Origin of the sequence: Acinetobacter higginsii (genome assembly GCF_000369525.1) — a bacterium.
Lineage (GTDB): Bacteria > Pseudomonadota > Gammaproteobacteria > Pseudomonadales > Moraxellaceae > Acinetobacter > Acinetobacter higginsii.
The window spans coordinates 490,188-508,767 of the sequence record NZ_KB850071.1 but is presented as its reverse complement, the minus strand read 5'-3'; the positions used below and the strand labels follow the sequence as shown (position 1 = coordinate 508,767).

At 42.8% G+C, this 18,580-nt stretch carries 15 protein-coding genes; 9 read left to right on the top strand and 6 right to left on the bottom strand.

Annotated features, from left to right (window positions below; translation table 11 throughout):
- Positions 1-17: 17 nt before the first annotated feature.
- The 6 genes from F902_RS05580 (at position 18) to F902_RS05555 (ending at position 7,871) form a co-directional block, all read left to right on the top strand.
- Complete coding sequence (locus F902_RS05580; RefSeq protein ID WP_005201694.1) at positions 18-1,181, top strand: PQQ-dependent sugar dehydrogenase; 1,164 nt, start codon at positions 18-20, stop codon at positions 1,179-1,181.
- A 25-nt stretch (positions 1,182-1,206) separates the two neighbouring features.
- Complete coding sequence (ampC, locus tag F902_RS05575; RefSeq protein ID WP_005201690.1) at positions 1,207-2,394, top strand: class C beta-lactamase; 1,188 nt, start codon at positions 1,207-1,209, stop codon at positions 2,392-2,394.
- 82 nt (positions 2,395-2,476) lie between these two features.
- On the top strand, positions 2,477-3,751 hold the full coding sequence (locus tag F902_RS05570; protein ID WP_017402174.1) for a replication-associated recombination protein A: 1,275 nt from the start codon (positions 2,477-2,479) through the stop codon (positions 3,749-3,751).
- Between the two features lie 104 nt (positions 3,752-3,855).
- The gene (gene yddG / locus F902_RS05565; protein WP_005201687.1) at positions 3,856-4,740 is read left to right on the top strand and encodes an aromatic amino acid DMT transporter YddG; all 885 of its coding nucleotides are present in this window, start codon (positions 3,856-3,858) and stop codon (positions 4,738-4,740) included.
- Positions 4,741-4,868: 128 nt separating this feature from the next.
- Positions 4,869-5,987, top strand: a complete 1,119-nt coding sequence (locus tag F902_RS05560; protein ID WP_005201686.1) for an acyltransferase family protein — start codon at positions 4,869-4,871, stop codon at positions 5,985-5,987.
- Between the two features lie 144 nt (positions 5,988-6,131).
- Positions 6,132-7,871 carry an amidohydrolase gene (locus F902_RS05555; protein ID WP_005201684.1) on the top strand — a complete coding sequence of 580 codons (1,740 nt, stop codon included), beginning with the start codon at positions 6,132-6,134 and terminating at the stop codon, positions 7,869-7,871.
- A gap of 36 nt (positions 7,872-7,907) precedes the next feature.
- Here F902_RS05555 and F902_RS05550 read toward each other — a convergent pair whose 3' ends face one another.
- The 4 genes from F902_RS05550 to dapA all read right to left on the bottom strand — a co-directional run bounded on the left by F902_RS05550 (position 7,908) and on the right by dapA (position 12,824).
- The gene (locus tag F902_RS05550) at positions 7,908-10,316 is read right to left on the bottom strand and encodes a TonB-dependent receptor plug domain-containing protein (protein WP_005201683.1); all 2,409 of its coding nucleotides are present in this window, start codon (positions 10,314-10,316) and stop codon (positions 7,908-7,910) included.
- Positions 10,317-10,557: 241 nt separating this feature from the next.
- Positions 10,558-11,277, bottom strand: coding sequence for a phosphoribosylaminoimidazolesuccinocarboxamide synthase (gene purC, locus F902_RS05545; RefSeq protein WP_005201682.1), 720 nt, complete (start codon positions 11,275-11,277; stop codon positions 10,558-10,560).
- A 35-nt stretch (positions 11,278-11,312) separates the two neighbouring features.
- Positions 11,313-11,915, bottom strand: coding sequence for a hypothetical protein (locus F902_RS05540; RefSeq protein ID WP_005201681.1), 603 nt, complete (start codon positions 11,913-11,915; stop codon positions 11,313-11,315).
- A gap of 15 nt (positions 11,916-11,930) precedes the next feature.
- A complete protein-coding gene (dapA, locus tag F902_RS05535) occupies positions 11,931-12,824 on the bottom strand; it encodes a 4-hydroxy-tetrahydrodipicolinate synthase (RefSeq protein WP_005201680.1) in 894 nt (297 codons plus the stop codon).
- 291 nt (positions 12,825-13,115) lie between these two features.
- Between dapA and pncA the strand changes: the two genes are divergently transcribed.
- The 3 genes from pncA to F902_RS05520 all read left to right on the top strand — a co-directional run bounded on the left by pncA (position 13,116) and on the right by F902_RS05520 (position 15,163).
- The gene (pncA, locus tag F902_RS05530) at positions 13,116-13,748 is read left to right on the top strand and encodes a bifunctional nicotinamidase/pyrazinamidase (RefSeq protein WP_005201679.1); all 633 of its coding nucleotides are present in this window, start codon (positions 13,116-13,118) and stop codon (positions 13,746-13,748) included.
- 91 nt (positions 13,749-13,839) lie between these two features.
- Positions 13,840-14,304 (top strand): Lrp/AsnC family transcriptional regulator, encoded by a 465-nt coding sequence (locus tag F902_RS05525; RefSeq protein WP_004803451.1) that lies wholly within the window; start codon positions 13,840-13,842, stop codon positions 14,302-14,304.
- Positions 14,305-14,524: 220 nt separating this feature from the next.
- Positions 14,525-15,163, top strand: coding sequence for a YitT family protein (locus F902_RS05520; RefSeq protein ID WP_004656984.1), 639 nt, complete (start codon positions 14,525-14,527; stop codon positions 15,161-15,163).
- A gap of 198 nt (positions 15,164-15,361) precedes the next feature.
- Here F902_RS05520 and glmS read toward each other — a convergent pair whose 3' ends face one another.
- Together glmS and glmU are read right to left on the bottom strand one after the other, a co-directional pair.
- Entirely contained in the window at positions 15,362-17,200 is a 1,839-nt protein-coding gene (gene glmS, locus F902_RS05515) for a glutamine--fructose-6-phosphate transaminase (isomerizing) (RefSeq protein ID WP_005201678.1), read from the bottom strand.
- Between the two features lie 12 nt (positions 17,201-17,212).
- The gene (glmU, locus tag F902_RS05510) at positions 17,213-18,577 is read right to left on the bottom strand and encodes a bifunctional UDP-N-acetylglucosamine diphosphorylase/glucosamine-1-phosphate N-acetyltransferase GlmU (RefSeq protein WP_005201677.1); all 1,365 of its coding nucleotides are present in this window, start codon (positions 18,575-18,577) and stop codon (positions 17,213-17,215) included.
- Positions 18,578-18,580 lie beyond the last annotated feature (3 nt).

Below are 18,580 nucleotides of genomic sequence, written 5' to 3'. Positions count from 1 at the left end.
AACGAGGGAGATAAGCCATGAACAAACTGTTGATGACACCTTTGCTCTATAGCGGCATTTTATTTTTGGCTGCTTGTGGTGCCAACGAAAGCAACTCTAAAACCCCAGAACAAAATATAGCACAACAAGCGTCAAGCCAGCGCATCGCACAAAAGTATCGGATTGAGAGCGTTGCTGAATTTGATGAGCCGTGGGCGATTGCAAGTTTGCCAGACCAACGTTTATTGATCACTGAGCGCAAAGGGCAATTAAAATTATTTGATCCGCAAACCAAGAGCAGTATCAATGTCGCTGGCGTTCCAACCGTCAGTTATGGCGGGCAAGGTGGTTTAGGCGATGTCATTTTGCATCCTGATTTTCAGCAGAATCATGAATTATATTTAAGCTACGCCAGCAAAGGTCAGGGTGGCTATGGTGCAGAGATTGCACATGCAAAACTGGATTTATCCGATCCCAAGCAACCCAAGCTCACAGATTTAAAAACCATCTGGCAACAAGTACCGAAAGTGTCAGGGCAAGGTCATTATGGTCATCGTATGCAGTTTGGTCCCGATGGCAAACTTTGGGTCAGTTCGGGTGAGCGCCAAAAATTTGATCCTGCTCAAGATTTAAAAAGTAATTTAGGTAAGGTTTTGCGTTTAAATGCAGATGGAACTGCTGCGGAAGACAATCCATTTTATCAGCAGGGTGGTGTAACGGCAGAGATTTGGTCGCTGGGTCAGCGTAATCCATTGGGAATGGCTTTCGATCAGCAAGGGCAACTGTGGGTGGTTGAAATGGGCCCCAAAGGTGGTGATGAATTAAACCGTATTGTGAAAGGGGAAAACTATGGCTATCCAACAGTTTCGAATGGCGACCATTATTCAGGCTTGCCTATTCCTGATCATCATACCCGTCCAGAATTTAAAGCCCCTGAAATCGATTGGACACCTGTGATTTCACCATCTAGCTTGATCATTTATTCAGGTCAGCAATTTCCTTTGTGGCAACACAAAGCGTTGATTGGTGGCTTATCATCCAAAGCAATTATCGTGGTGGATTTAAATGCCAAACCTGTCCAAGAAGTTCAACGACTTGAGATGAAACAACGAATTCGTGGTCTACATCAGGCGCAAGATGGTTCAATCTGGGTGATCGAAGATGGACCGAAAGCTAAACTACTTAAACTTCATGCCAATTAAATTTTTACTTCAAGTGATACACATCATGAATCAGCCGAAAGCCTTTTCTATGACTTTAAAAAAACTATTTGTACTTACAGGACTGTTGTCCTGCAGTTCAGCGCTTTGGGCTGGAAATTTGACCGAGCAACAAGTTCAAACCATTGTTGATCAGCAATTTAAGCCTTTATTGGCACAATATAAAATTCCAGGTATGGCTGTTGCTGTGACCTTGAATGGTCAACATTACTTCGTGAATTATGGGCTTGCTTCTAAGCAAAACCAGCAAGCAGTGAGTAACAGTACTTTATTTGAACTTGGTTCGGTCAGTAAGACCTTTAATGCGACTTTAGCAGGTTATGCACAGGCACAAGGGCAACTATCTTTGTCGGATCATCCTGCCAAATATTTCCCTGAACTGAAAAATACTGCTGTCAATCGTGCCACTTTATTAAATCTCGGAACTTATAGTGCGGGTGGCTTCCCGTTGCAATTCCCTGATGAGGTAGTGCAGCAACAGGATATGGTGAAATATTTTCAGACTTGGCAGGCAAAAACCAAAATCGGTGCTGCCCGTCAATATTCCAATCCAAGTATCGGTTTGATGGGCTATGTCACCGCCTTGGCAATGAAAAAACCATATAACGAACTGATTGAAAAAACCTTGCTGCCGCAATTGGGGATGACACAAAGTTTTATTCGAGTACCTGAGCAGCACATGCCGCAATATGCTTGGGGATACAAAGCCGATCAAGCCATGCGTGTTTCGCCAGGTATGTTTGATGCAGAAGCTTATGGGCTGAAAAGTAGCAGTGCGGATATGCTGAAATTCCTCGATGCGCAAATCAATCCTCAGCAGTTTAAACAACCGCTTCGCAAGGCGATTGAAAATACTCATGTGGGTTATTTTAAAGTGGGTGCAATGACCCAAGGTCTGGGCTGGGAACAGTATGCTTATCCAGTATCACTTGAAACACTTTTACAGGGCAACTCGAGCAAAATGGCTTTAGAAAGTCATGCAATCACAGCGATTAAACAACCGAAGCTAGCCACACCCGCGACCTATTTTAATAAAACAGGCTCAAGTAATGGTTTTGGTGCTTATGCCGCCTTTATTCCGCAGCAAAAAATTGGAATTGTCATGTTAGCCAATACCAATTTTCCCAATGAAGAGCGGATCAAAGCCAGCTATCGCGTGATGCAACAGTTGGTGCAGAGCAACAGCGCGCAATAGAATGTCGCGTGAGTGCAGATTCAAATTGTAGATTTGAGCCAGACACAATAGACTAGGGTAAAAGATCATAAAGCCAGTGATGATGTCAGATACGCATATTCCTTTACCTGAACGTTTACGTCCTCGTGACTTGTCCGAAATTATCGGACAAGATCATTTGCTGGGTGAAAACGCCCCTTTACGTCAGATGATTGATCAAGGGCATCTGCCTTCGATTATTTTCTGGGGGCCTCCAGGGGTTGGAAAAACCACGATTGCATTGTTATTGGCGCAGGCGGTAGATCGTCCTTTTATCAGCCTTTCTGCACTCAATACAGGCGTGAAAGAACTCCGTGAGGTGATTGCGGAAAGTGGGGACTTGTTGACCCCTGTGGTGTTTATTGACGAGATTCATCGCTTCAATAAATCGCAGCAAGATGCCTTACTCAATGCGGTTGAGAAAGGCAAAATTACCTTGATTGGGGCAACCACAGAGAATCCTTCTTTTGAAGTGAATAGTGCCTTGCTGTCCCGCTGTCAGGTGTATACCCTGAATAATCTGAGTGCTGAGGCGATTCAAACCTTACTGAACAAAGCGATTCAAACGGACAAGTTCTTAAAAGAACGTTTTATCCAGATTGAAGAATATGATGCGCTGATTCAGTTTGCGGCAGGTGATGCACGTAAGGCACTCAATCTGATTGATTTGATTGCCAGTACCTTTGAGCCTGATATTGAGAATCTCGTAACCAATGCCATCGTCGTTAAAGTCGCGCAGCAGAATATCGCACGCTATGACAAATCGGGTGAGCAGCATTACGATCTGGTTTCGGCTTTTATTAAATCGATTCGCGGCAGTGATCCAGATGCAACCCTGTACTGGATGGCACGCATGCTGAAAGGTGGTGAAGATCCAGTCTTTATTGCGCGTCGTATGCTGATTGCGGCATCAGAAGACATTGGCAATTCTAATCCAAATGCCTTGTTGCTGGCGGGAGAGTGTTTCCGTTCAGTCCAAGCGGTGGGGATGCCTGAAGCGCGCATTATCCTAGGGCAATGTGCCGTGTATCTGGCCACTAGCCCGAAAAGCAATAGTACCTATCTCGCGATTAACAAAGCCTTGGAGCTGGCAGAAAAAACCGCAAACCTGCCTGTGCCTTTGCACTTACGTAATGCGCCAACCAAGTTGATGAAGCAGCAAGGTTATGGGGTGGATTATCTGTATCCGCACAACTATCCTGAACACTTCGTGTTACAGGACTATTTGCCCCCAGAATTACGCGGTACCAAACTGTACGAGCGAGCCTTAAATAAGCGTGAAGTTGAAGGAGAGCGTTTGCAGCAACGCCGTTGGCAACAGGAACAACAGCAGCAGTAATCAAAACTCGGTGAATTCACTGATCATTTTAAAATTGTCCAGAGCAAGATTCCGAATCGCATCGATAGATTTTGCTTTGGCCTTAATATGCTATTTGTATAAAAATGAACGCAAAAAAAGCAACATTGATTGGATTGGTCGCGATCTTGCTCTGGAGTTTGATCGTTGCCTTGATTAAGGATGTCAGTAGTCATTTTGGCGCAGTGGGTGGTGCAGCACTGATTTATACACTGGCCTCAATTTTTCTGTTTTTCTCGGTTGGTTGGACCAGCCTCAAAAGCTTTCCCAAAACCTATTTGCTCTGGGGCAGTATTCTATTTGTTGCCTATGAAATTTGTTTATCACTTTCGATTGGCTATAGCAGTCATAATCGACAGGCGATTGAAGTGGGGATGGTCAATTATTTATGGCCAACCTTTACCATGGTGGCGGCCATTGTTTTTAATCAGCAAAAAGCCAATTTTTTGATTATTCCTGGCTTTATCATTTCAATTTTGGGTATTTGTTGGGTGCTCGGTGGCGAGCAGGGTTTTGATTTGGCAGGGATGCTGCAAAACATCCAGCACAATCCATTCAGTTATGGGCTTGCCTTTATTGGAACATTACTCTGGGCTGCCTATTGCACGCTCACAGCGAGAATTGCGCAAGGAACCAATGGCATCACGCTATTTTTTATTCTGGTCTCGGTGGTGCTATGGATTAAATATGCATTGATGGGGGGCGGCAGTTTTGATTTTGATTGGTCTTCTTCAATTTCATTATTTTTTGCGGCAGCAGCGATGGGCTTTGGTTATGCCGCTTGGAATGTTGGGATTTTGCATGGCAATGTGACGTTATTGGCTGGTGCATCCTATTTTATTCCAGTTTTATCTGCATTTTTCTCGGCAATTTTACTCAGTACGCCATTAGGTCTTTCTTTCTGGTATGGCGCATTTATGGTGTGTTTAGGCTCAATTCTATGCTGGGTCGCAACGCAGAAAAAACACTAAAACATTTCTTGATGTAGCTTGGTCTTGTTGATGCGCTGAACAGTCACGGTATTTTTGTAAGTGATCTCTAGACACCACAGATAAAAGGTCGCATCATCCACCCTTATCAAGGATGATCAAGCTCCACCATGACCACAAACAAAATTAATGCTGCGGAAAGTCTCCGAGGCTTAGCATGTCTCGCTGTCGTGTTGTCACATTTATCACTGACCTTTTTTCCGCAACTGCATAATTTTTATGTCAGTGCTGTACCGCAATATGATTTTTTTGCGCAGCTACATCACTCGCCCTTGGCCTTCTTTTATTCAGGTACAGGCGCGGTTTTTGTGTTTTTTGTTTTAAGTGGCTTTGTACTGACATTCTCCAGTTTTAAAAAGCACAATACCGCAACACAATTGAAAAATTCCTTGATTAAGCGCTATCCACGCTTGGCCATTCCAGCTTTTGTCTCTTGTATTATTGCTTATCTGGTGTGTTTTGTGCCTGTGGATGTGTCGCATGTTTCCGAATGGGGAGCAGCACTCGCCAACCCATATCCGCAACTGGGCACAGCCTTATATGAAGGCAGTATTGGTGCATTCTTATTTGGTGATTCCAGTTATAACTGGGTACTGTGGACTATGCAAATTGAATTATTCGGTTCCTTAGTGGTTTATTGGGCTTGCTATCTGTATGGAAAACATCCTATTTTATCTGGCTTATTTCTGATTTTTTGCATTGCAATTGCATATATGATATCCCCAATGATGGTATTGGGAATTCTGAGTTTTGTTTTAGGGATGGGCTTATTTCTCTATGCCACAGACTTAGGAACGCGTATTTCGATCTTTCTATTTTTATTGGGGCTATATTTTTGCGGCGTACATAATAATAGTGCTAGTTATCAGTTCGTTATCCAAGTTTTGGGGAAGCAGAGCTATGATTATCTCAACTTTATCGGTGGTTTTTGCATTGTTTATGCAGTACTCAAAGGCAAATGGTTAGCACAATTTTTTGATCGGTCTGTTTTGGTATTTCTAGGCAAAATCTCATTTTCCATTTATTTAATTCATCTTGCTGTGCTTTATGCTTTGGGGATTCCATTGTTTAATCTATTGCATGTGCAATGGGGGTTCTCCTATTTAAATGCAGGATTATTGGCAAGCCTATTGAGTGTATTATTGAGCATTGTGTTGGCACACCCCTATAGCCATTATGTCGATGATTTTTCGATCAAAGTCTCAAATAAACTGGCAAAGATGTTTTGAACCGCACACTAAGTCGTGTGCAGAGCCTATGTAGGGCTGCTCGGAACTTGACCAAACATTACAAAAATAATCAGTGAATACTTTCTATTACAAGTGGAATCAGCTTTAATCAAAAACACATAATAAAAATATGGGTTTTAATTCATGAACTGTACTCATCTCAAACACTGTGCCTTATTTACTTCTATTTCACTGGCTGTTGCAAGCTGTGCAACCACGGCAGTGCCTGTCACTGCAACAGAACAACTGTTTTATGGTGGCCCGATTCTCACCATGTCGGGCAACGCCCCTGAATATGTAGAAGCCCTGTTGGTCAAGGATGGAAAAATTGTTTTTGTCGGCTCAAAGCAGCAGGCTGAACGCTTAGCGGATAAAAGAGTTCAAGCTATTGATCTAAAAAATAAAACCTTATTGCCCAGTTTTATTGACGCGCATAGTCATGTGAATATGGTCGGTTTCCATCAAATGGTGGCTAATCTCTACCCAATGCCTGATGGTCAGGTCTCAGATATCAACTCTTTGGTGAATGTGCTGAATAGTTGGAAAGTCCAAAATCCAGCTGTGATTAAAACCATGGGAGGCTGGATTTTGGGTAATGGCTATGATGACGCACAACTGAATGAGCAGCGTCATCCGACGGCAACCGATCTAGATCGGGTGTCTCTAGACCAACCGGTGATGATTTTGCATCAGTCGGGGCATTTGGCCTCTGTGAATCATAAAGCACTGGAACTGCTGAAGATCAATCAAAATACCCCAAACCCAGCAGGTGGCGTGATTCGCCGTGAAGCCAACTCAAATATCCCAAATGGCGTATTAGAAGAGTCCGCTTTATTTACTGCAATTGGCTCAATTTTTAAAGATGTACCCCCTGCGGTGATGTTCCAAATTGCAGAAAAAGGGATTGATGCTTATGTAAAAAATGGTTTTACCACGGTACAAGAAGGGCGGGCGGATCAGGGGACCACTGAAATGTGGCACGCTTTAGCCAAGCAGAATCGACTGCCAATTGATGTGGTGTCTTATCCAGATATCACCACCAGCCAAGACTATATGCTTAAGCAAGGCAGCCAGCGACAGTATGATCATCATTTTCGTATTGGTGGAGTGAAAATCAGTTTAGATGGTTCACCTCAAGGCAAAACCGCTTGGCTGACCCAGCCTTATCTTGTGCCGCCTGAAGGTAAAGATAAGACGTATAAGGGCTATCCAGCCATGAGTAATGATCAGCAGGTCAAGGACTATATTAATTTAGCCTTTAAGCAAGGTTGGCAGGTGCTTGCCCATGCCAATGGTGATGCTGCGATTGATCAATTTATCGGAGCGGTAAAAGATGCGACCGCGAAGCAAGGAAAGGCCGATCGTCGAAGTGTATTGATCCATTCGCAAACGATTCGTGATGATCAGCTGGATCAGCTCAAAGCCTTAGATATTATTCCTTCATTCTTCTCGCTACATACCTTTTATTGGGGAGACTGGCATCGTCTGCAAACGCTAGGCGAAACTCGAGCTGCCCATATTTCGCCAACCGCAACGGCTTTAAAAAAGCATCTGATCTTTACGGAGCATCATGATGCACCTGTGGTCCCACCGAGTAGTATGATGATGCTCGATGCGACCGTGAACCGAGTCACACGGAGTAATTATGTTTTGGGGGCAGAGGAGCGCATTAGCCCTTATCTGGCATTAAAGTCGATGACAGATTGGGCTGCGTATCAGTACTTTGAGGATCAGACCAAGGGTACTTTAAGCCAAGGTAAATTGGCTGATTTGGTGATTCTGAATCAGAACCCGCTGACTGTACCGAGTCGTGAGATTAAAAACATTAAAGTGCTGGCAACCTATAAAGAAGGCAAACTGATTTATCAGAACGCGCAGAATTAAACTGAAAACCGAGCCAGAAGGCTCGGTTTTTGATTACTACCAACGATAATTGATCTTGCCGTAATAGAACGCACCATTAAAGCCAAAAGGCGAGAACTGGCTATAAGGCAAGCTGCCGCCTGTGGGTTGGTTGATATCGTAGACATCTTTATCAGGATATACATCGGTAATATTGTCGCCACCAACCGTGAAGTTCCAGTTTTGATATTGATACGACAACGCTAAATCGAGTAACCATTTGGCTGAGAATTTTTGGTCTTTGGCTTCGCCAGAATTACTAAAGGTTTTAAAGCTACCATAACGTGTGAGATTGGTATTCACAGTGAAGTTTCCAAGCTTATAGTCATTCGCTAAACTGAATTTATGTTCAGGAGTACTGCCAGCCAATAAACCGTATTGCTCTCGACGATCCAGACGCGTAAGGTTAATGCCCAACGCATCTAAGATGGCTGGATTGCCATCCACATGGGTCACTTTATTTTTATTATAGTTGTAGGCCAGTGAGGTATTCAGTTCACCATAAGGCAATGCATTCCATTTATAGGTCGCAACTAAGTCAACACCACGCGTGCGGGTATCGCTGGCATTGTTGAAATAACGAATTGTGTTGAAGTTGGTGTCGGTGATCCCTTTTGAATTCAGGTATTGGCGAACGGTCGCACTGCTGGCATTGATATTGGAGGACAGGCTAATCCGGTTATCAATGTCGATTTGATAAGCATCTAGAGTCACATATAGTTGATCTGTAGGCGTCAAGACTAATCCCACGCTATAGTTTTTAGATTTCTCTGGCTTAAGTTGTTCGGCACCAAGCAGTTGAGCAACGTATGACGTGGTGGGAAAGGTACCTGCTTCAGCAAATTGACCATTGATCAGCTGTGAAGAGGTTTGGGTGAAATATTGTTGGGCAAGACTTGGGGCGCGGAAACCAGTAGAGGCGCTACCACGTACCGCAATCGCTGGATGAATCGCATAACGTAAAGACAATGACGCATTATCGGTGTGACCAAAATCATTGTAATATTCATGGCGATAGGCTGTAGATGCTGAGAGTTTTTCAGTTAAATTGGCCTCTAAATCCAGATAAGCCGCATAACTGTCGCGTGACCATTCACCAGCATCGGCAGAGCGAAAGCCTGCTAATCCAGAAGAACCGCTTTTATAATAGGACGCTGGATCACCTGCTTGGATCTGATATTTCTGATTCAAATATTGCGTACCAAAGGCAACATTCAGCGGGCTGGCGAGTGCGGCCAGATTAAACTCACGGGAGAGATCAACATTCACGACCGTCTGAGCATTTTTCAGTGTGCCATTTTGGAAGCCGAAAGGCGTGGTAGCGGTGTCTTTATAGAGATCGACATTAATGGTCTTGGTATCGACATCATAACGATTTAAACCATAATTCACCGAGGCATCATAATGCCATGCAGACCAATCGCCTTTGATCCCCGCAACTGCGCCAAAATCATCGAGTTGGCCCTGAATGATCGGCAGATAGCCATTGGGAAACAGGGCAGGAATATTATTGGAGGCATTGCTTAAACGATAGAATCCAGCAGTTTCTGCATTACGATGGCTATAGGTCGCAAAAGAATACAACTCGGCATGATCACTGAGGTCATAACCTAAATTCAAGGCTGCTTTTACCTCATCGGAATCTGGATCACCAAAACGGAAAGTGCGCTGTCCATAAGTGGTTGATTTTGGATCACGCAGGTCAGGGCCAGCACGATTGGTGCCTTGACTATCCTGCCATTCCCCTGAAAAGATCGCATAGCCATAATTATTCAGTTTGGTGCCACCCGAAACAAAGGATTGCTTCTGTTCACCATCACCCTTGTTATAAATCCCGTATTTAATCCCAGCTTCGCCATGTGTAGGGTTGGATTTCAGAATAATATTAATCACCCCAGCAATTGCATCGGAACCATAGCGAGCCGATGCGCCTTCACGCAGTACTTCGACACGGCTAATCGCTGAGATTGGAATGGCATTTAAATCGGTTGGGGCAGAGCCACGACCAATGGTTCCGCCAAGGTTAATAAAGGCACCTGTGTGGCGACGCTTACCATTAACCAAAACCAGTACTTGATCAGGTGCAAGTCCTTTTAGTTGGGCAGGACGAACCAGTTCAGTTCCATCCACCACGGTTGGGCGTGGAAAATTAATTGAAGGAATAATTCGAGATAGCGCTGTGCCAAGTTCATTGGAGCCGGTGCGTTCAGTCAGTTCTTTGGCACTGATCACATCAATCGGCTGTAATGACTCTGTTTGGGAACGATTGTTGGCACGGGTGCCGGTGACCACAATGGTGGCGAGTGTTTTGACTTGTTCGGGTTCTATTGGATTGTTCTCAGCCGCATGAACATTGCTATATAGGGCAAGCAGAATAAGACTACTACTCAGACTTAAAGGAAAATTTCTTAAAATAGGAGTATTCATTTTGATCTTCTAACTCAAGTTCTGTAAATATTTGTGAACATGGTAGGAGCATCAAAATATTTTCAAAAACAATATAAAAACATAAGGTTAGAAAAAAATTTGCAAAGCTCAATTGATGAATTTTAAGTGGATGATTTATATGGTATTGATATTTAAAATGATGTTCGTTTTTTTGAATGGAAAATAAAAAACCAGCCCGATTGGGCTGGTTTTTTATTTAGAAGTAACAGCTTAGCTAGGCTTAGATATCGTCTAAGTTAATACCTAAACGAGAAGCAACTTCTTCATAAGCTTCAACCACACCACCTAAACCTTGGCGGAAACGGTCTTTATCCAGTTTTTTCTTGGTGTCTTTATCCCATAAACGGCAACCGTCTGGAGAGAATTCATCGCCCAATACGATACGGTCATGGAACACACCAAATTCAAGTTTGAAATCAACCAGAATCATATTACCTGCATCGAATAATGCTTTAAGTACATCATTCACTTGGTAAGTGAGTTCTTTCATTTTTTCAAGCTGTTCTGCAGTTGCCCAACCTAAAGCAATTGCTTGAGATTCGTTGACCATAGGATCGCCAAGCGCATCATCTTTGAAGAATAATTCGAATGTTGGCGGAGTTAATTCCTTACCTTCTTCAACACCTAAACGACGGCACAATGAACCCGCTGCATAGTTACGAATCACACATTCAACAGGAATCATCTGAAGTTTTTTAACCAGCACTTCAGTTGGAGAAAGCAATTTTTCAAAATGCGTTTCGATACCTGCAGCAGCTAATTTGTCCATGATAAAGGCGTTAAAACGGTTGTTGACCTTGCCCTTACGATCGAGTTGCTCGATTTTTTCGCCATTGAATGCCGAAGCATCATCACGAAAGACCAAAATCAGGTGATCAGCGTTATCTGTCTCGTATACAGATTTAGCTTTACCAGTATAGAGCAAGGTTTGTTTTAACATGGAGGAACCTTTTGAAAAAAATGCCTAGTAAACGACTAGGCTGGCCAATTTTGGTAAATCTGGGCTAACACTTCAGTTGCAACTGCCGGTTCTGCAAAAGTCGTGTCGAGTTTGAAGAGGGCAATGGTATTGCTTGAGCCAACCGCAGAAAGCTTCAACAGGTAGTTTTGTTCACCGACCTTAATCGTTGCTTCGTAGCCATGATCTGCTTGAGAGATGACTTTGTAGTTGAGGGTGCTCACGGTTGCAAAGGCATATTGCCAAGCAGTTGCTGTTGGACCTTCCACTTTCAGTAATGGGTTTTTATTCCCATCCATCACCAATTGTGGACGGCCTAAAGTCGTTGCTGCCGCTTCAGTGGTATTGCTTGCAGTTTTCATTGACTCTGGACGAGGCAATGCATAACGGTTGCCAGTTGTGTTCTCAAATGTTGGCGCATGTTGAATCGCTAGTGGATCAACCGTCGGTGCTGGATACAATGGCGTGAATGGTCTTACCGTTGCATTCTCAGGGAATTTGAGTGGTTCAAGCGCTTGCGCTTTTTTATAATCTAAAGAATGATTATTGAGGGCAAAACGACCACAACCAGCCAAACTTAAAGCTGAAATGACAAGGACAACACCAAGACGTAATTGCATCATAAATTGCTCGTATTAAATAATGCCCGCAGTTTTTAAATCTGTGCGGAGCGGTTCACGATATTGTTCTGCGAGAGCGGTTAAAGGCAGGCGTAGACCTGTACTAATGTATCCCATCTCATGCAACGCCCATTTCACAGGAATTGGGTTTGATTCGCAAAACAAAATATTGTGTAGATTTGCAATTTGTTGATTCAAACTTTGTGCTTTGGCTTGATCGCCAGCTAAAGCTGCTTCACAAACTTCGCTCATTTGTTTTGGTGCAACGTTAGCAGTAACCGAAATATTACCTTTTGCACCAAGCAAAATTAATTCCCAAGCAGTTTCATCATCGCCTGAATAAACTGCGATTTTATCATTTAGACCTTCGATGAGGGCTTGACCACGTGGCACATCGCCTGTTGCATCTTTAATCCCAACAATGTTTTTAACATCGGCAAGACGAATGACGGTTTCGTTTTGCATGTCAACGCCAGTACGACCAGGGACATTATAAAGAATTTGTGGAATATCAACTGCTTCAGCAATCGCTTTGTAGTGTTGATATAAGCCTTCTTGTGTGGGTTTATTATAATATGGCGTCACGAGCAATGCCGCATCTGCACCGAGTTCTTTTGCTGCTTTGGTCAGTTCAATTGCTTCGTGAGTCGAATTTGCACCTGTACCCGCAATAATTGGAATACGTTTATTGGCTACACGAATCACTTCTTTGATGACCTGTGTGTGTTCTTCCATGCTTAATGTAGACGCTTCGCCCGTTGTGCCAACAGCAACAATACTATGTGTACCTTGTTGGATGTGCCACTCAACGAGCTTCTCAAGACTCTTCCAATCTACGCGACCATCTTCAAACATAGGGGTGACGAGTGCGACAATTGAGCCTTGAATATTCTGTGCTAGCTGAGTCATTTTAAAAAACTATCCTATTTTCCCATCCGAGATTGAATTAGTTGAAACGAAATATTGGATGGTTGCAGTATTTTGATTCGTCGTTCAATAATGAATTCGATTGAATGACAATTATGCAAATTATGACTGATCGGCGGCATAAGAACAATATGCTTTAGTCAAACAGCCGAAAACTTTAATTCATCTTTTACTTGAATGATTTTCATCTTATGAAAAGTTTGTGCCTGTTTGGCTGGTCAGAAACTGAGAGGCAGCGTATTGTACAAGGAGCAATCTAGGTTGAATAATGAGATGCAAAACGATTCAAAACACAGCGCATTAATTGTTGTCGATGTGCAAAATGGGTTTACCCCGGGTGGAAACTTGGCAGTCACGGATGCCGATCAAATTATTCCTGTGATTAATCAATTGGCACATCAGTTTGAAACGGTAGTGCTGACCCAAGACTGGCATCCTGATCAACATATTTCTTTCGCTGACAATCATGCGCATAAAGTGCCTTTTGAAACCATTGAGTTACCTTATGGCACGCAGGTGTTATGGCCAAAGCATTGTGTACAGGGGACACAGGATGCCGAATTTCACCCTGATTTGGATATTCCAACGGCACAATTGATTATCCGCAAAGGCTTTCACGTTAATATTGATAGCTATTCAGCCTTTATGGAAGCCGATCGTAAAACCCCGACCGGATTAAAGGGCTATCTTCAAGAACATCAAATTGATACGGTCTATATTGTGGGGATTGCCACTGATTTTTGTGTGGCATGGACAGCCTTGGATGCCGCGCAGATGGGTTTCAAAACCTATGTGATTGAAGATGCCTGTAAAGCGATTGATTTGAATGGTTCATTACATAGCGCATGGCAAAGCATGTCAGCACACGGGATTCAGCGGATTCAGTCTGCTGCAATTTTGGCATAAGCTTGAGCTGATTGATCTAAAGGCGTTAAACTTCTCAAGCTGATGTATCAGCATCAGTTAAATTATGCCTTAAACCTAAGCTGAGCGTTTTATGACCGTCGAACTTGATGATTTTGATCAAAAAATTATCCATCATTTACAAATGAATGGACGCTTGGCCAATCAGGAATTGGCTGAATTGGTGGGTTTATCGACCTCGCAATGCTCACGCCGTCGGGTTCAGCTTGAACAGAAGAAAATTATCACGGGTTATTATGCCCAAATCGCATTGAGTGCCGATCCTGCGCCGATCATGGGCATTATTGAAGTGAAATTGCAGAATTATAGTGATGCAACGCATGATCGTTTTGTTGAATTCTTGATGCACGAACCTGCTGTGAAAGATATTCATAAATTAACGGGCAGTTATGATTTTGCCCTTAAAGTGGCAGTTAAGAATCTGGATGAGATGGTCAAATTGATTGGAATTTTATCTTCCAAGAACTTTGGTGTCAGTAATCTCAATACTTCAATTGTATTGGAAAAATTAAAAGAAAACGGAATTGCGATTAAATAAAAACAGGATTTTATAGATCGTTTGATCTGAGACAAAGTTAGAACAAAGCTGATCGAAGCGCATAGACTATTCGAAATGGATTATTTTGAATATAAATTGCATTTATGGCAAAAATATAAGAATAAATTGCGAAATTTTAATAAAAATGATCAAATATGCCATGTCTTTCTTTGAAAGATCTCTCTCCCTTTAGCTGTTCTCCTATTTGAGTTGTACCGTTATGAATACCGAGCAAAATGTATCTCTGGTAAGTCCAGTCATGCCTGTGATTGAGCAGCACTCTAAAATTGAAGATGCATTGGCAATGTTGATCGGAACATTCATTCTGTCTTTTGCAATGACTTTATTGCAGCAGGCAGGCATTATGACGGGAGGGACAGCAGGTCTATCTTTGCTGATTCACTACATTACCGATCTGAAGTTCGGCGTATTATTTTTCCTGATCAATATTCCATTTTATTATTTTGCCTATAAAAAGATGGGCATCGCACTGGTAGTGAAAACTTTTATTGCCGTTGCATTATTGGCAGGATTTACTGAAATTATTCCACAGTTTTTTCATCTCTCCGATGTCAATCCAATCTACGCTACGATTTTTGCCAATGTCTTGATGGGTGTGAGTTTTTTGATTCTATTTAGACATCGTTCGAGCTTGGGTGGTATCAACCTACTGGCGTTGTATTTGCAGGAACGCTTTAAAATTCCAGCAGGAAAAGTGCAAATGGGTATTGATGTGGTGATTTTATTAACCTCATTGTTGTTTGTGGACTGGAAGCTGATTTTGATCTCGATTTTTGGTGTCATTATTTTGAATTCAATCATTTTATTAAATCATAAAACCACACGTTATGTGGCTTGATGCATGCGTATTTCTGCTATTAACCTGACTGTTGCAGAACACAAGCTATATCGATCATGAGACGCTAGATGTGATCTAGCCTATGAAATGGCTGAAGTCATAACAAGCATAATCATAAAAAAAGCGCCATAAAGAATTTCTTTATGGCGCTTTTTTTATAGTCAGGGTCGTACAAACAACGCTGATAGCTGTATCGAATTACTCGACCGTAACACTCTTGGCGAGGTTACGTGGTTGATCGACATCAGTACCACGTAACACGGCAACATGATAAGACAGCAGTTGTACAGGCACGCTGTAAACGATCGGTGCTAACCATTCATTTACCGCTGGCACATGAACCACGTGTTGACGATCTTTACCGTGAATACCGCTATTTTCATCTGCAAAGACAAATAATTCACCACCACGGGCTTGTACTTCTTCCATGTTCGATTTGAGTTTATCGAGCATGTCATCTTGTGGTGCCAAGATGACCACAGGCATTTCATTATCCACTAATGCCAATGGTCCGTGCTTCAATTCACCTGCTGCATAACCTTCCGCATGAATATATGAAATTTCTTTCAGTTTCAATGCGCCTTCAAGTGCGATCGGGAAGTGTGTACCACGGCCCAAGAATAAACAGTGATTTTTCTCAACGAACAATGCAGATAAACGCAGAATTTCAGTATCACCTTGTAAGGTGTCTAAAATCACTTTTGGACAATGCCAAAGTGCTGTTGTGATCTCATTCAATTGAGCATCAGACAAGCGATTTTTGACTTGACCAATTTTTAAGATCAATAACATCAATGCTGCAAGTTGCGTTGTAAAGGCTTTTGTTGACGCCACCCCAATTTCAGGACCAGCAAGCGTCAGTAAATGATGATCTGTTTCACGAACCATTGATGAGGTTGCAACGTTACAAATCGTCATGGTACTGATGTCAATATTGCTTGCCTTGGCACGTTTTTGGGTTTCACGTAATGCGGCTAAGGTATCGGCTGTTTCACCAGATTGTGAAATACAGATATACAGCGTATTTGCCACAATCACCGGTGTGCGGTAACGGAACTCACTTGCAATCTCAACTTGGCAAGGGACGCCAATCAGTTGTTCAAACCAATATTTAGCAATCATCCCTGCATGGTAGCTGGTCCCACAGGCAATGATCTGGATTTGCTGAATCTTGTCAAAATCGGCATTGGCATGATTGAGGAAATCTTCACGTAAGCTATTGCCGTTCAATGCTTGAGAAATGGTTTGCTGAATCGCTTCAGGCTGCTCATAAATTTCTTTCAGCATGAAGTGCTTATATTCGCCCTTAGAGGCATTGCTGACCGTTGCATCTAACTCTTTGACTGGACGTTGTACAAGCTCGCCGTTGACAAAAACTTCAATACTGGTACGGGTTAAACGCGCAATATCACCTTCTTCTAGATAAACGAAGCGATTGGTGACTGGTAATAAAGCCAATTGGTCGGAACTGATAAAGTTTTCACCAATACCGACACCAATCACCAGTGGCGAACCTTCACGAACCGTAATCAGTTCATCGGGATGTGCTGTGTGCACAATCCCAAGTGCATAAGCACCCTTAAGGCGTGGTGTAATCTTTTGTACCGCTTCCAACAGGCTATCTGTTTGCTTTAGCGCATCGTTCACGAGGTGCGCAACCACTTCAGTATCGGTTTGCGAGGTAAACACATAACCTAAAGCTTGTAATTCATCTTTAAGGTCTTGGTAGTTTTCAATGATCCCGTTATGAACCACTGCAACATCACCCGAAACGTGTGGGTGTGCATTATTTTCTGTCGGTTTACCGTGAGTTGCCCAACGTGTGTGTGCAATCCCGACATTTCCAGTTAAGTGCTGTTCTGACACGGCTTCAGCCAAGTTGGCAACTTTACCAACACGACGTTCACGTAAGATTTTCTGATTATTGAGTAATGCTAAACCAGCAGAGTCATAGCCACGGTATTCAAGGCGTTTTAGTCCTTCAATCAGAATATCGGTTACACAACGTTCAGCAACGCCACCAACAATACCACACATAATTTTATCCTCTTATTTTTTCAGCTTTTGGGGACGTTGATAATTTGCTTTTTCAAACTGTTTTGATCGTTCGACAGCCAAACTATGCTCAGCTACATCTCGAGTGAGGGTTGATCCTGCACCTGTTGTAGCACCTCGACCAATTTTAATTGGTGCAACCAAGGAGTTATTGGTTCCAATGAATACATTGTCTTCAATAATGGTACGGTGTTTATTGGCACCATCATAATTACAGGTAATGGTACCTGCACCAATATTACAGCCCGCACCAATATCTGCATCACCTAAATAAGTAAAGTGATTGGCTTTTGAGCCTAGACCCATATTGGTATTCTTTACTTCAACGAAGTTGCCGATATGTACGTTATTGGCAAGGTTTGCACCTGGACGTAAACGTGCGAAAGGCCCAATTTGGGTGTTTTCGCCGACAATCGCATTCTCAAAAATACTATAGGGTTGAACTTTTGTACCTGCCGCAATACGGGTATTTTTTAGAATACAGCCTGCGCCGAGTTGTACGTTATCGCCCAGTTCACAGTCGCCTTCGATGATAACATTGACATCAATTTGTACGTCTTGCCCACAGCTTAAGGTACCACGTAAATCAAAACGATTTGGGTCAATTAAGTGAACACCTTGTAGCATCAATTCTTTGGCTTGCTGCTGTTGGAACTGACGTTCCAAGGTCGCAAGTTGTAAGCGGTTATTCACACCTTCAACCTCAAACGCAAGCTCTGGTTCAACAGAGGCAACTTCTAAGCCATCCGCAATTGCCATCGCGACAATATCAGTGAGGTAATATTCACCTTGCGCATTTTCATTGGACAGTCGAGGCAACCATTCATGAAGTTTTGCATTGCTGACACAATAAATGCCAGTATTAAATTCTTTAATTTGGCGTTGTGCTTCGTTGGCATCTTTATGTTCAACAATGGCCTGAATTTTACCATCTTGGCGAACAATCCGGCCATAACCTGTTGCATCATCGACTGTGAGTGTCACTAAGCCAATGCCTGTTTGAGTGGATGCATCCAATAATTTTTGTAGCGTATCTGCCTGAATACAAGGTACATCGCCTGATAAAATCAGTGAAACACCTTCATGTGGTAAAACAGCTAAGGTCATTTGTACTGCATGGCCTGTGCCTAATTGTTCTGCCTGCTCAACCCATTCAATCTGTTCTGCTGTAAAGCTTTGTTTAACTAGTTCACCGCCATGTCCATATATGGTAATAATGTTTTGGGCATTGAGTTTTTTTGCGGTTTGAATCACATGTCCAAGCAGAGGACGACCTGCAAGTGGTTGTAATACTTTTGGTAATTGTGAACGCATCCGCGTTCCTTTCCCAGCTGCAAGAATAATAACAGTTGTTGACATAAC